Source organism: Shewanella sp. FeAMO (genome assembly GCF_053653955.1).
In genome coordinates this window covers 4,449,872-4,465,508 of the sequence record NZ_CM132201.1, presented here as the reverse complement: position 1 = coordinate 4,465,508, position 15,637 = coordinate 4,449,872, and the positions used below count along the sequence as shown (strand labels likewise).

The window sequence follows — 15,637 nt, the reverse complement described above, 5'->3', positions numbered from 1 at the left end:
AGCCTGCGGCTCCTGTTGATTCTATTGAAAAAATTATTGCTTAAGGTTAGGGAATTAATTGTTCCTCGGATGAATAAGTATAGTTAGGCTCTGGAAGAGAAGCCTGAACAACAGGTTGAGTGACCAACAATGCACCGTCGGAGATAAGGGATTGAATAATCACACCTTCATCTGTAGTTCCATACTCTGCGGACAGATCCACACCATTGAGAACTATGGTGACACTGTCCCCTCCGGCACCTGTTGTGTCGACGCTTATGATGGTGTTGCCACCCACGAAGCTGAAGTCCAGGTAATCATCCAAAACCCCGTTTTCTTCATTGACCAAGATGTCTGATAAATCCAGTACATCTGTGTTAGGGTCGAAGTTATAGACTTCATCAGTGCTGCCATCTGCAGACCCTGCATCCCAGATCAATATATCTCTGTCATTGTCTATGCCAGCATCCAAGCGATCACTGCCGGGGCCGCCAACCAGATAGTCGGCACCTGTACCGCCAAAGATGTAGTCATTGCCGGCACCACCCAGTAGTTGGTCATCACCTTCCAGACCATAGATGGTGTCATTTCCTTCGCGACCGACAATTTCATCGCTTTGGTTTGCCCCGGTGAGCGAGTCACTTTGAGTGCTACCAAAGATGAGATTATCTATGTCGTCGGTTCCTGTTACCGTAATGGCATCATCAGGTAGCAGCTCGTGAGTAAATACAGCTTGTACATACCTGGCCTGATAACTGCCTCCATCATTGTCGAAGTAAGTAATGGTCCAAAGATCGCCTGCTTGGGCCGGATTCAAAGTCAGGTAGTCGGCGAGAGTTACTGAGTTATCCGATTCTTGCACTATCTGATCGTAGCCAATACTGGCCTTCATCAAGCCAGAATCCGCATCATAGAACCAAGTCTGTTCTACGCTATCGACGGGATCTGCCAATAGTACTATGAAGGTTATGCCGTTAATGGTAAGCCTGACTGAGACCTCCGTTTCCCGCTTGCTGCCCGCGGTAGTGTCAATGTCTCTCTCATCTCCGGGAATTGGAATGGCAAAGGGCGATTTCTGGTAATCGGTAAACAGATCCAGGCTACCATTGGTTGGATCTAGATTAATGGCATCGGCGAATCCGCCACTGATACTGAGGACAGCATCCTGATCATTCCCTGAGGTCAAAGGCGATGAACCATCACCTATGGTGACACTTTCCCCTCCCAAGCTGTTACCAGGCACAGCATGGATGATGAAGTCACCATCAACCTGATCTGTACCTGAGTTGATTGTGAAGGTCAGAGAAATATCCAGTTGTTCCTCTATGTCACCGTTATCCCCCGGCATATAGACCAGACTGCCCAACTCTGTGGCAGATAAGGCCTCAGGATTGTTAAAGTCATACTGCACCAGCATCTGGATGTCTTCATCCCAATACCAAATGGAGCCTATCTCGGCGGTTTCCCCCGGATCGATAAACTCAAGGCTCAGGTTTGTGATGCTAATATCATCAGTAGCATCTACATCGCTCGGTACATCAATGTTTAGCGGATAGCCGGCAAGATAAGGATCCGAGAGTTGCAACAGGGAGGCCGGAACCCAGATCTCTTTGGCAAATTCGCCTTCAACCGGGTCGTTGGTACCATTGATGGTGATAGTCACGGTTTCAGTGTCGGTGCCGCCGTTGCCGTCATCGACCGTGACATCAAAGCTCAGGGTGATGGTCTCGCCGACGGCGAGGAACTGCACCAGGCTGTTGGCAATGTCATAGCTCCAGCCGGAGTTGTCGACACTGAAGCCGGCCGCCAGCGCATCCTGGGTAGCTTGATCCAGGGCGCCGCCGCTCCAGAGTACATCGCCGTTATAACTGCTGCCGACGCTGTGGCTGTCGTTGATATCGACATCGGTGAAGCTCAAATCGCCGCTGTCGCTGAGCATCCCGGCTACGACATCGACATCCTCGGTGACCGCGCCGCTCATATCGATGCTCAGCACAGGTGCATCATTGGTGCCGGTGATGGTCACTGTGACGGTGTCGGTACCGGTGCCGCCGTTGCCGTCATCGACCGTGACATCAAAGCTTAAGGTGATGGTCTCGCCGACGGCGAGGAACTGCACCAGGCTGTTGGCAATGTCATAGCTCCAACCGGCGTTGTCGACACTGAAGCCGGCCGCCAGTGCATCCTGGGTGGCTTGATCCAGGGCGCCGCCGCTCCAGAGTACATCGCCGTTATAACTGCTGCCGACGCTGTGGCTGTCGTTGATATCGACATCGGTGAAGCTCAAATCGCCGCTGTCGCTGAGCATCCCGGCTACGACATCGACATCCTCGGTGACCGCGCCGCTCATGTCGATGCTCAGCACAGGTGCATCATTGGTGCCGGTGATGGTCACAGTGACGGTGTCGGTATCGGTGCCGCCGTTGCCGTCATCGACGCTGACATCAAAGCTTAAGGTGATGGTCTCGCCGACGGCGAGGAACTGCACCAGGCTGTTGGCAATGTCATAGCTCCAGCCGGCGTTGTCGACACTGAAGCCGGCCGCCAGCGCATCCTGGGTGGCTTGATCCAGGGCGCCGCCGCTCCAGCTGACATCATTGTTATAGCTGCTGCCGACGCTGTGGCTGTCGTTGATGTCGACATCGGTGAAGCTCAGGCTGCCGCTGTCGCTGAGCATGCCATTGATAACATCGACATCTTCGGTGACCGCGCCGCTCATGTCGATGCTCAGCACAGGTGCATCATTGGTGCCGGTGATGGTCACTGTCACGGTGTCGGTATCGATGCCGCCGTTGCCGTCATCGACCGTGATATCAAAGCTTAAGGTGATGGTCTCGCCGACGGCGAGGAATTGCACCAGGCTGTTGGCAATGTCATAGCTCCAGCCGGCGTTGTCGACACTGAAGCCGGCCGCCAGCGCATCCTGGGTGGCTTGATCCAGGGCGCCGCCGCTCCAGAGTACATCGCCGTTGTAGCTGCTGCCGACGCTGTGGCCGTCGTTGACATCGACATCGGTGAAGCTCAAATCGCCGCTGTCGCTGAGCATGCCATTGATAACATCGACATCCTCGGTGACCGCACCGCTCATATCGATGCTCAGCACAGGTGCATCATTGGTGCCGGTGATGGTCACTGTGACGGTGTCGGTATCGGTGCCACCGTTGCCGTCATCGACGCTGACATCAAAGCTCAGGGTGATGGTCTCGCCGACGGCGAGGAACTGCACCAGGCTGTTGGCAATGTCATAGCTCCAGCCGGCGTTGTCGACACTGAAGCCGGCCGCCAGCGCATCCTGGGTGGCTTGATCCAGGGCGCCGCCGCTCCAGAGTACATCGCCGTTGTAGCTGCTGCCGACGCTGTGGCCGTCGTTGACATCGACATCGGTGAAGCTCAAATCGCCGCTGTCGCTGAGCATGCCATTGATAACATCGACATCCTCGGTGACCGCACCGCTCATATCGATGCTCAGCACAGGTGCATCATTGGTGCCGGTGATGGTCACTGTGACGGTGTCGGTATCGGTGCCACCGTTGCCGTCATCGACAGTGACATCAAAGCTCAGGGTGATGGTCTCGCCGACGGCGAGGAACTGTACCAGGCTGTTGGCGATGTCATAGCTCCAGCCGGCGTTGTCGACACTGAAGCCGGCCGCCAGCGCATCCTGGGTGGCTTGATCCAGGGCGCCGCCGCTCCAGAGTACATCGCCGTTATAGCTGCTGCCGACGCTGTGGCTGTCGTTGATGTCGACATCGGTGAAGCTCAAATCGCCGCTGTCGCTGAGCATCCCGGCTACGACATCGACATCCTCGGTGACCGCGCCGCTCATGTCGATGCTCAGCACAGGTGCATCATTGGTGCCGGTGATGGTCACCGTGACGGTGTCGGTATCGGTGCCGCCGTTGCCGTCATCGACCGTGACATCAAAGCTCAAGGTGATGGTTTCGCCGACGGCGAGGAACTGTACCAGGCTGTTGGCGATGTCATAGCTCCAGCCGGCGTTGTCGACACTGAAGCCGGCCGCCAGCGCATCCTGGGTGGCTTGATCCAGGGCGCCGCCGCTCCAGAGTACATCGCCGTTATAGCTGCTGCCGACGCTGTGGCTGTCGTTGATGTCGACATCGGTGAAGCTCAAATCGCCGCTGTCGCTGAGCATTCCGGCTACGACATCGACATCCTCGGTGACCGCGCCGCTCATGTCGATGCTCAGCACAGGTGCATCATTGGTGCCGGTGATGGTCACCGTGACGGTATCGGTGTCGGTGCCGCCGTTGCCGTCATCGACCGTGACATCAAAGCTCAAGGTGATGGTCTCGCCGACGGCGAGGAACTGCACCAGGCTGTTGCTAATGTCATAGCTCCAGCCGGCGTTGTCGACACTGAAGCCGGCCGCCAGCGCATCCTGGGTGGCTTGATCCAGGGCGCCGCCGCTCCAGAGTACATCGCCGTTATAGCTGCTGCCGACGCTGTGGCTGTCGTTGATGTCGACATCGGTGAAGCTCAAATCGCCGCTGTCGCTGAGCATTCCGGCTACGACATCGACATCCTCGGTGACCGCGCCGCTCATGTCGATGCTCAGCACCGGCGCATCATTGGTGCCGGTGATGGTCACTGTGACGGTGTCGGTATCGGTGCCGCCGTTGCCGTCATCGACCGTGACATCAAAGCTCAAGGTGATGGTCTCGCCGACGGCGAGGAACTGCACCAGGCTGTTGGCAATGTCATAGCTCCAGCCGGCGTTGTCGACACTGAAGCCGGCCGCCAGCGCATCCTGGGTGGCTTGATCCAGGGCGCCGCCGCTCCAGAGTACATCGCCGTTATAGCTGCTGCCGACGCTGTGGCTGTCGTTGATGTCGACATCGGTGAAGCTCAAATCGCCGCTGTCGCTGAGCATTCCGACCACGACATCGACATCCTCGGTGACCGCGCCGCTCATGTCGATGCTCAGCACCGGCGCATCATTGGTGCCGGTGATGGTCACTGTCACGGTATCGGTATCAGTGCCGCCGTTGCCATCATCGACCGTGACATCAAAGCTTAAGGTGATGGTCTCGCCGACGGCGAGGAACTGCACCAGGCTGTTGGCAATGTCATAGCTCCAGCCGGCGTTGTCGACACTGAAGCCGGCCGCCAGCGCATCCTGGGTGGCTTGATCCAGGGCGCCGCCGCTCCAGAGTACATCGCCGTTATAGCTGCTGCCGACGCTGTGGCCGTCGTTGATATCGACATCGGTGAAGCTCAAATCGCCGCTGTCGCTGAGCATCCCGGCCAGCACATCGACATCCTCGGTGACCGCGCCGCTCATGTCGATGGTCAGCACAGGTGCATCATTGGTGCCGGTGATGGTCACAGTGACGGTGTCGGTATCGGTGCCGCCGTTGCCGTCATCGACGCTGACATCAAAGCTCAGGGTGATGGTCTCGCCGACGGCGAGAAACTGCACCAGGCTGTTGGCGATGTCATAGCTCCAGCCGGCGTTGTCGACACTGAAGCCGGCCGCCAGCGCATCCTGGGTGGCTTGATCCAGGGCGCCGCCGCTCCAGAGTACATCGCCGTTATAGCTGCTGCCGACGCTGTGGCTGTCGTTGATGTCGACATCGGTGAAGCTCAAATCGCCGCTGTCGCTGAGCATCCCGGCTACGACATCGACATCCTCGGTGACCGCGCCGCTCATATCGATGCTCAGCACCGGTGCATCATTGGTGCCGGTGATGGTCACTGTGACGGTGTCGGTATCGGTGCCGCCGTTGCCGTCATCGACCGTGACATCAAAGCTTAAGGTGATGGTCTCGCCGACGGCGAGGAACTGCACCAGGCTGTTGGCGATGTCATAGCTCCAGCCGGCGTTGTCGGCACTGAAGCCGGCCGCCAGGGCATCCTGGGTGGCTTGATCCAGGGCGCCGCCGCTCCAGAGTACATCGCCGTTATAGCTGCTGCCGACGCTGTGGCTGTCGTTGATATCGACATCGGTGAAGCTCAAATCGCCGCTGTCGCTGAGCATCCCGGCCAGCACATCGACATCCTCGGTGACCGCGCCGCTCATGTCGATGCTCAGCACCGGCGCATCATTGGTGCCGGTGATGGTCAGAGTGACGGGTTGTGAATCACTGGCGCCAAAGGCATCGGTGACTGTTAGTGTGAAGCTCAAGGTGATGGTTTCGCCGACGGCGAGAAACTGCACCAGGCTGTTGGCGATGTCATAGCTCCAGCCGGCGTTGTCGGCACTGAAGCCGGCCGCCAGCGCATCCTGGGTGGCTTGAGCCAGGGCACCGCCGCTCCAGCTCGCATCGCCATTGTAGCTGCTGCTGACAACATGGCTGTCACCAATATCCACATCGGTGAAGCTCAAGCTGCCGCTGTCGCTGAGCATACCATTGATGACATCAAGATCTTCAATGACGGCGCCACTTGCGTCAGCGCTGAGAATAGGGGCGTCATTGGTGCCTATGATGGTAATAGTGACCAGTTGCTCGGCGTTGGCGCCATACTCATCTGTCACCGTGACAGTGAAGGTTTCAGTGCGAATCTCGCCTTCCAGTAAACCATCAACGGCGGCGTTGTCGAGCTGATAATTCCAGGCGCCGGTGGCGGCATCAACACTGAAGCTGCCAAGTGGGCTGTCGGCACTGCCGGACCAAATAAGTACGGCACCATTATCCACATCGCTGGCACTGAGCTGGCCACTGACACCCGGAGTTCCGGGATCGACGCTGCTATCGTCAAATTGACCGGCTTCACGCACAGTGCCGTCGGCATCGCCCTCGCCAGGAGGGTTAATTATCGGGCCATCGTTGGTGCCGGTGATGGTCAGAGTGACTAGCTGTGAATCACTGGCGCCAAAGGCATCGGTGACTGTTAGTGTGAAGCTCAAGGTGATGGTTTCGCCGACTGCGAGGAACTGCACCAAGCTGTTGGCAATGTCATAGCTCCAACCAGAGTTGTCGGCACTGAAGCCGGCAGCCAGGGCATCCTGGGTGGCTTGATCCAGGGCGCCGCCGCTCCAGCTTACATCGCCATTGTAGCTGCTGCTGACAACATGGCTGTCACCAATATCCACATCGGTGAAGCTCAGGCTGCCGCTGTCGCTGAGCATACCATTGATGACATCAAGATCTTCGGTGATACTGCCGCTGCTATCGGCGCTGAGAATGGGGGCGTCATTGGTGCCTATGATGGTAATAGTGACCAGTTGCTCGGCGCTGGCGCCAAACTCATCAGTTACAGTAACAGAGAAGGTTTCGGTGCGAATTTCGCCTTCCAGCAGGCCTTCGGCTGCAGCGTTATCGAGCTGATAATTCCAGGCGCCGGTGGCGGCATCTATGCTGAAGCTGCCAAGTGGGCTGTCGGCACTGCCGGACCAAATAAGCACGGCACCGTTGTCCACATCGCTGGCGCTGAGTTGGCCACTGACACCCGGGGTACCTGGGTCTATGCTGCCGTCATCGAACTGGCCGGCTTCTCGCACAGCACCATCGGCCTCACCCGGCTGGGGTGTGCTGATCACGGGCACATCGTTGGTGCCAGTGATAGTGATAGTCAAGGTCTGGACGCTGGTATCACCATCGGCATCGGTCAGCAGATAGGAGAAGACTTCCGTCAGGGATTCTCCCTGAGCGAGCGCCTGAACAGCTTGTGCTGCAGAATTGATTTGATAGTTGTAACTGCCATCGGCATTGAGGGTCAGCAGGCCGTAGCTGCCTGAAACCTGGCTTTGATTGGATACGGCATTATCAAGGTTGCCGCCACTGCCAGCGGCTGTTACCTGTGCGGTATCGCCGCCCTGAACATCGTTGTCGAGCAGATTGCCGCTAATGGCCAGTAGTGAGTCTTCATCTACACTGTTGATGTCGTCCTGACCGCTTGGAGCGTCATCCAGTACCGAGATGGTAAGGGTATTACCGACACTGTTTCCTTCTAGATCGGTCAATATCAGGTTGAAAGCCTGGGAGAAGTCATCACTTGAACTGTGGTCAACCGCGGAATTGAGGGTAAAGCTGTAGCTGATATTGCCGTTTATCAGGTCAACGGCGTTGATGGTGAGCACGCCGTATTCGGTATTGATACTGACAGGGCCATTAAAAACTCCGCCTGAGACAATGGAAACCCCATCCAGGGTCAAGCTTGCCACGCCGGCCGCGGCACTAAAGCTCAAGTTACCGGTTTGGGTCAAGGCTGTGGGTGATGGAGTGGTTCCTGTTGGCAGGTTGGCATCTGAGAGTGTGGCAGCGCCGCTATTGAGCGTGGGGCCTGTCAGGGGAAGGTCCTCAAGCAGTATTTCTTCTTGAGTGGTAATGGCGGTTTGGTCAAAGCCACTGGTGTCGTAGCCTGCGCTGGCCAATAACTCAGATCCGTCTCTGTCTACGGCAACATAGCCGAAATCACCTTGGTTACCGGCTGTTCCGGCCCCGGCTGCGGTAGCAGGCAGATTTGCGGTAGGGTCGTCACCAGCAAGTATCTGAGCCTGCAGTGCGGCTATCTCGGCATCGACTCCACTGTTGGCGAATTGGGCGACATCTGCGGCCGCGCTATCCGGCTGAGGTTGAGCGCTGGGCTGTGCATTTTGCTCTGTCAGCCTTGTACCATCGGCATATTCGATAGTGAAGGTATCGTTTGCGGTGAAGATGATCTCTTCACCATTGCGGATGAGATCCCCGATACTCAAATCGCGGATATTGCCATTTTCGTCCTTGGCCTTGAGTTGCCCAACCAAATTGGTGACAACCGCGTCTTGCTTACTGATTGCGACGCCCATAACTCATACTCCTTTGCACGCAAATACTGACGGCAAGGTCACTCTGTGCCCACGAGCGTCAGCTAAAGGTATTAATTATTAAGTCTGAGGTTGAAACTGAGGCTGTCAAATGTGTGACACTGATCGCGGTTGGAATGTTGTTGAGAGACAATTTGTCCGCTTTGGAGAATCTATCTCGCATTCATGCGGTTACGGTATGCGTGCAGATAATCTTGTGATGGCTAATAAAAAAGCCACTAAATAAGTGGCTTTTTTATTACGAAAAGGTCTAGCGATTAGTCGCTCTTGGCGGCTTGCTTGTAGCTATTGAAAGCCCCTTGATGATCGGCCAACTGCTCTTGAAGTCTGGCCAAGGCCAACCAGTATTCCTTACGGGGCAGTAAGTGACACAAGCGTTCCCATGCGGCTCGGGCCAGACTGAATTCACGGCAGAGTTCATGAATTTGGGCCATGCAGTGTTGGTAGTCGGCATGGTTCTCTAGCTTGGGTTCCAAGTTCTTCAGCAGTTTCAGGGTTTCACTGTCCTGGGCTTCAAAAATCTTCGGCAAAACTTCAAGTACAGAGGCGCAAGGTTCCTTCTTCAGCGCCTTGTTCAGTAGTTTCAGGGCTTCGTCACGGCGGTTGAAGCCGGCAAGCCCCAAGGCATATTGTGCCATATTGGCTTGTTGGCTGCGTTCCTGGCGGCTAAGCCAGTGCCAACACTTTTCCAGTTCCTGCTCGCTGCGAAGGGCTGCCTGGGCCAGCAAAGCATTATTTACCCTCTGGTTCAGGAGCTCGTATTCTTCATTATCCAGGATCTGCTTTTTGCGCAGCGCCGGCAGTAACAGTTTCAGAGCCTGCCAGTCAAGCTGGCTCTGGTAAAGCTCCAGTGCCAGTTGCAGTACCGGAGCCTTGCTCTTGCTGCTGGGTTGCAGTTTGTCCAGCTGCTCGCGGGCCTTTTCCAGCTCGCCTTGCTGCATGTAGTAGCGCACTCTGGTGGTGGTTACCGCCTGGGTCGCCAGTGGCAACAGGGCAGCCTTATTCAGGTAGTCGTCCCGCTCTTCATTTTTGAACTGTCTTTGGGCCGCTCTGGCGGCAGCCAGATAATTGAGAGCCGGCAGTTCACCGGCTTCGGCGCCTTTTTGCATCGCTTTTTCGGCCGCAGGCCAATCCTCTTCTGCCAACGCCAGTGCGCCGGTGAGCGTGTACTTGCGGGCGGCATTGCGGCGCCAGCGCCGCGGCAGGTAACGACTGCTTAATACCAGATTCAGCACAGTGACCAGTAGCCATTCCAGCAACTGCAGTAGAGCAAAGAAGATGATGAGTGCCATAACGGCAAACAGCAGATTGGTTTCCAGCTGCCAGTCCAGAAAGGCGATATAGACATAGCCTGTTTTGCCGGCAAAAAGCGGACTCAGACAGGCACCAGCCAGAATAATCACCAGATAGATGAGTACTCTTATCATAGTTCAGCCCCCGGCATGAGTTCGCCATAGGTGACCAACTGTTTGAGTTGAGCGCTGGATTCAAATTTTGTCAGATTGATGGGATCCAGTTGCAGACTGGACAAAGCATTGATTGCAGTCAGCACCTCTTCAGTGCGTGGATCGTCGAGATCGAAATATTGCTGGATCCACTTGCGGGCCATGGCCAATGACTGGCGGTAGTTGAGCTCATCATATTGATAGAGGGCCAGTTGCGACTGCAGCAGCTTATTGCGGATATTCTCGAATAAATACCATTCCTGCTGGGGAGACAGCAGCGGAGTGATATCTGAGCTTATCTTGCGGATAGTGAAGAAATCTTCCTTCAGTGCGCTCCAGGTCTTGGACAGGTTGCTCTGCCAATCACCTATGGAGTCAGACATCTTGTTTTCTGCTTCTGGCTCCATTTGCTGGCTGCCGACACGATTGAGTGGCAACTTGTCCAGCTTGGTGATAATGCCATCGAGGGTGAACACAGTACCTGCGATATCGGTATTCTTGATGGCGCTGACCGCCGCCATATCGTTGGCGAGGGCACGACGCAGAGGCATGAGTGAAGGCTCCTGCATGGCAGCAATACGCTCATCGGCAGCCTGTAACAGGCCGGTTGCCGTTTGCGGATCTTTCTCCAGCCACAGTTTACGTCCCGCCATCCGCACCAGATATTCGGCTTCTGCCGCCATCCAATGGTTGGGGTTACGCTGTGCCAGAGTGGCGATGCGGGTTTGCATCTGCTGCTGGGCATCGCTCAGTTGTTCTATGGCACCTTGCTGCTGTTGATTTTGCTGCCGGTCGCTTCTCAGTTGCTGCTCCAGTGCCTGCAATCTGGCCTCTGGAGCTTGTTTGACTTGTTCTAGAGTGGTTGCCAGTTGCGCATTGGCGGCTTGCTGTTGCTGCAGTTGCCAAAAGAGATAAGCACCTATGGCGCAGGCCAGCAGTGCCAGCAACAGGCTCAATAGTAGCGTCAGTCTCAGGGGCCATGAGCTGCGCTTGGCTGTCGCCGCTGGGGTTTCTTGCTCTGTGGTACCCAAGGGTTGGGTAGGCAGTGCGGGGGTATCGCTCCCGACTTCTGGCTTACTGTTATCCATTAATGCAGTCCTTTAACGCGACAATAGGGCTGGAAATCGGGAGGGGGGAAAACTAGAGCCTCAATGCCTTGAGTACGGCTTTACTGTTGGCTGCCGTGGCATCGGTCACTTGAGTTAATCCGGCGACCACGGCCTTATCTACCACCCGAATACTGGGAACTATAATATGACATGCTTGCAGCCAAGCAAAATACTCTTTTGGCAGCAGTCGGATAAGGTTCATCAGGCTCTCGGCGCTGCTGAGTACTATGGTGTCTATTCCGAAGTCTTGCCATTCCTTGACCAGTTGTACTGCATCATAGGCAGGACAAGTGCGGCGGTAGACTTCCCAGAATTGAACCGACGCCCCATATTGCTGGAGTGTTTGTCCCAGTACTTCCCGGCCACCGTTGCCGCGAATAATGACCACTTTCTTGTGTTTTACCGCTTCGGGTTGCAAACCCGGCAGGGTTAACAGGCCTTCAGTCTGTTGATTGTCATCCGGCGCTTTATGGCCCCGGATGCCATACTGTGCAAAGGCCTCGAAAGTGGCTTCGCCGACGGCAAAATATTGAATATGTGACGGCCAGGGAGCATTGAGTGCCTGAGTACCGAAATGCACCGCATTGGTGCTGACAAACACAATAATGTCGGCATCAAGGACCTCGGCAGGGGAAATACCTTTATCCTCCATGGCCTCAACAGCCAAGAGAGGGGTCACCATAAAAGGTATGCCCCTTTCTGTCAGCGCCTGTTCCATGGCGTGATTGCGCCCCTCGGGGCGCGTCAACAACACTCTCATGGTGCCGCCTTGTTATTTGCCGTAAACGGCATCCAATATGGTTTTGGCGCCTTTGCTCAGCAGTTCTTCTGCCAGGGCGTTACCCAGGGCTACGGCCTCGTCTTGGTGACCGCTGACTTGACCTGTGATCACCTCGGAGCCATCCGGATTACCTACCAAGCCTCTGAGGCTCAGCTGTTCGCCCTGGATTTCGGCATAGGCACCAATGGGGACCTGGCAACCCCCTTCCAAACGTGTGTTCATTGCCCGTTCTGCCAGTACGCGATAGCGGGTTTCTTTATGCTCAAGCGGTGCCAACAAGGCTTTTACCCGCTCATCGTCGGTGCGACATTCGATGCCCACAGCGCCTTGGCCGTTGGCCGGCAGTGATTCTTCGGCGCTGATAAAGCTGGCGATACGCTCTGATAATTTCAAGCGAATAAGCCCGGCAGCAGCCAGAATGATGGCATCATATTCACCGGCATCCAGTTTACCCAGACGGGTTCCCACGTTGCCGCGCAGATCTTTGATGATAAGGTCCGGGCGACGGGCTCTGAGCTGACACTGACGACGCAGACTTGAAGTACCCACAACCGCGCCTTGAGGCAGTTCATCTATACTCTTGTAGCTGTTGGAAACGAAGGCATCACGGGGATCTTCACGTTCGCAGATCACTTCCAGCCCCAGCCCTTCGGGAAACTCAACCGGCACATCTTTCATGGAATGCACGGCGATATCCGCCTGGTCTTCCAGCATGGCGACTTCCAGCTCTTTAACGAACAGCCCCTTGCCGCCCACTTTGGCCAGAGGAGTATCCAGGATGACATCACCCTTGGTGCTCATTGGCAGCAGTTCTACTGTCAGCCCGGGGTGAATGCGTTCCAGCTCGGCTTTGACAAATTCTGCCTGCCACATGGCGAGAGGGCTTTTACGTGTTGCTATGCGAATGCGATTTTCTGACATGCCAATCTTTTCCGTGAGAGTACGTTAAATGCGCCAATGCTAACATTGCCCATTGGAGAATGGCACCGAACGCTGCTCAATCTTTGAAGTGGGCACGTTAAATTTTCGCCAAATAGTGTGATCTTGATCTCATTACTTGCCTGCTACCTTAAAAGTGTTAGCATGATCATCTAACTGGTTCAGGGATAGTGAAATTCGGATGATCGAGCGTCAGCGACAATACGCCGAATACGCCGAGCGCCTCAATCGAGTGCGTTTGGCCCGTGCTCAGGCGCTGTTTTCCCCACTGCAAAGGCATCTGTTTAACCTGATCCCTCTGTTGTTGCATCAGCATCACAACCGCTTGCCCGGATACAACGGCCCCATGACGCCCTGCGGTATCAAGGGGTTCCAACACTCAGTCGAGCTCAAAGAATCGCTCGCTACTCTCAAGTTGCCACTGCTCGAAGACTCACAGCATGCCAGTCCTGTACTGGAAGGGGTTTACGTAATGGGCAGCACCGCCAGTTTTGGCCAGAACCCCAAGAGTGATGTAGATGTCTGGTTGGTCTATGACGCCGGGCTAACCCAGGAAGAAGTGGAACTGCTGCGGGAGAAGAGCCTAAAACTCACCCGCTGGGTTGCCGGCTTTCAATTCGAGGTGAACTTTTATCTGGTACACCCGCGGCAGTTTTGCCGTGATGACACTTGCTATCAGGACGCCGAATGGGAGCTATTGGGGCATGAACACAGCGGCAGTGCCCAGCATTGGTTGCTGTTGGAAGAGTTCTATCGCAGTCATATCCGCCTGGCCGGCAAGACAGTCGCCTGGTGGCCCAATGCCCAACCCTGTAATGACTTTCTGTTCCTTGGTGATGTGCACCAACTGCCGGCCAATGAGTATTTTGGTGCCTCTTTATGGCAGCTCTATAAAGGTCTGGACAAGCCGCACAAGGCCCTGCTCAAGGTGCTGCTGCTGGAAGCCTATGCCAGTAATTATCCACAAACCAATCTGGTCAGCGAATGGGTGTGGTTGAGAACTCTGGCCGGTGACTTTTCCAACGCCAACGATGCCTATCTGCTCCTGTATCAATATATCGAATCTTATCTGCTTAAAGTGGGAGACGAGCGTCGGCTGGAGATAGTGCGCCGCTGCTTTTACCTCAAATGTGGTATCAGGCTCAGTGATGTCGAGCAGTGTCACGATTGGCGCTACCAAAAGCTCAAGCAGTTGGTTGAACAGTGGGAATGGCCCCAGAGCCTGCTGACCACCCTGGATGATTGTGAACACTGGCACAGTGGCCAGTTGCAGTGGTTCAACGCCCAGCTCAACGAGTTGATGTTGGCCAGCTACCAGACCCTGCTGCATTTCGCTTCGACCCACAGGCTGAGCGAGTACTTTAAAGTGGAAGATTTGGGGCTGCTGACCCGTAAGCTGCACACCTATTTCAGTGAGGACAAGCAGCAGATCCTGCGGCTCAACCGGCTTTGGAGTCAGTCGCTGGCAGAGCCGAATCTGACTATAGTCCGCAGCGAGCAGGATGGTCGCTGTCATCTCTATCGTCTGTCACCTGAGCCGCGGCAGTTTATGGGCGAAGTGGCCATCTATCAGGCCGATAATGCCGCCTCCTTGATGATTTGGGCTTGTCTCAATGGGGTGGCCACTGTCAATAGCCGCTGGTTTGAATACGGCGCGGGTCGTCTGCGGTGCCGGCGTCTTAACCAGGTGGCTGAACGGCTACTGCCTTACACCGAAGACAAGAAGTGGCGGGTGTCGAAACTGGATCTGTGCCAGCCTTGGCATTATCGCAAATTGGTGTGGATCCTCAATCTGGAGCAGGATCCCAGCGAGCATTGGCAGGGCCAGACCTTGATGCTGGAACTCATGGGCAGCAACCTGCTGGCGACAGGAAAACCGGCAATCAGTTTACTGGGGTCGGTGCAACTGATGAGCCTCAACTCCTGGGGGGAATGGCATTGTCACAGCTTTGTCGGTGAGCAGGCTCTGCTGGAGGCCATCGCCTTTGCCACTCCAGGCATGAGAAGGGCGCCACAACAGGTGGCCTTCGATGTCGTCAGTGCTTCGCAAAAGCTGCAGTCCCAGCTGGAACAAACTGTAGTGGATATTCTCAAGCAGGTGCACCGACTGATAAAAGATGCCTGTCCGTCAAAGACCCTGGTGCAGCCACTGCAACTGGGTGAAAAGAAATATGGCCTGTTTTTCGATGCCAAGGGCATGAGTTACCGGGATCTCAGCGATGTGAAGTCCCTCTATCGTCAGTTGGCCAGGGGCGAGTTACAGAGTTTGCCAAGGCCTGAGCTTGCCAATGACCCTTGGGTCAAGGTGCCTGAGGTTATCCAAAATTATGCGGTGAAAGGGGTGATACAGTATTTTCTGCGCAGCCGGGAAGACGAGTTGGACGTGTTTGTATTGGATGAAGGAAATGGCTTGAGCCACTATGTGCACAGCAATCCGGATGTCAGTGAATTGGTGAATACTGTTACCCAGCATTACGCCTTTGGCGAAGTCCTGAGCCTTAAAAATCACTTCAACTTTCCGCAGTTTTTCCGCCTGGTGCGCCAAAGCGGTAATCTGGATGTGGTGCCTTTCGGGGTCACGGCAAGGGCGGCGCAGACAGAGTTCTGACCGCCCCTA

At 55.6% G+C, this 15,637-nt stretch carries 6 protein-coding genes; 1 reads left to right on the top strand and 5 read right to left on the bottom strand.

From position 1 onward, the window contains the following. Nucleotides 1-46: 46 nt before the first annotated feature. The 5 genes from ACWAU4_RS19990 to hemC all read right to left on the bottom strand — a co-directional run bounded on the left by ACWAU4_RS19990 (nt 47) and on the right by hemC (nt 13,002). A complete protein-coding gene (locus ACWAU4_RS19990) occupies nt 47-8,728 on the bottom strand; it encodes a retention module-containing protein (RefSeq protein WP_454290362.1) in 8,682 nt (2,893 codons plus the stop codon). Between the two features lie 275 nt (nt 8,729-9,003). Further along, a complete protein-coding gene (locus tag ACWAU4_RS19985; RefSeq protein ID WP_071238618.1) occupies nt 9,004-10,173 on the bottom strand; it encodes a heme biosynthesis HemY N-terminal domain-containing protein in 1,170 nt (389 codons plus the stop codon). Beyond that, a complete protein-coding gene (locus tag ACWAU4_RS19980; RefSeq protein WP_052678653.1) occupies nt 10,170-11,279 on the bottom strand; it encodes a uroporphyrinogen-III C-methyltransferase in 1,110 nt (369 codons plus the stop codon). The genes ACWAU4_RS19985 and ACWAU4_RS19980 overlap by 4 nt, the downstream gene beginning before the upstream one ends. 52 nt (nt 11,280-11,331) lie before the next feature. After that, nucleotides 11,332-12,060, bottom strand: coding sequence for a uroporphyrinogen-III synthase (locus tag ACWAU4_RS19975; protein WP_025889834.1), 729 nt, complete (start codon nt 12,058-12,060; stop codon nt 11,332-11,334). A 12-nt stretch (nt 12,061-12,072) separates the two neighbouring features. Continuing rightward, nucleotides 12,073-13,002, bottom strand: a complete 930-nt coding sequence (gene hemC, locus ACWAU4_RS19970) for a hydroxymethylbilane synthase (RefSeq protein ID WP_025011358.1) — start codon at nt 13,000-13,002, stop codon at nt 12,073-12,075. 202 nt (nt 13,003-13,204) lie between these two features. On the opposite strand from hemC, the gene ACWAU4_RS19965 reads away from it, so the two are divergent. Further along, complete coding sequence (locus tag ACWAU4_RS19965; RefSeq protein ID WP_208135001.1) at nt 13,205-15,628, top strand: class I adenylate cyclase; 2,424 nt, start codon at nt 13,205-13,207, stop codon at nt 15,626-15,628. Nucleotides 15,629-15,637: the final 9 nt, after the last annotated feature.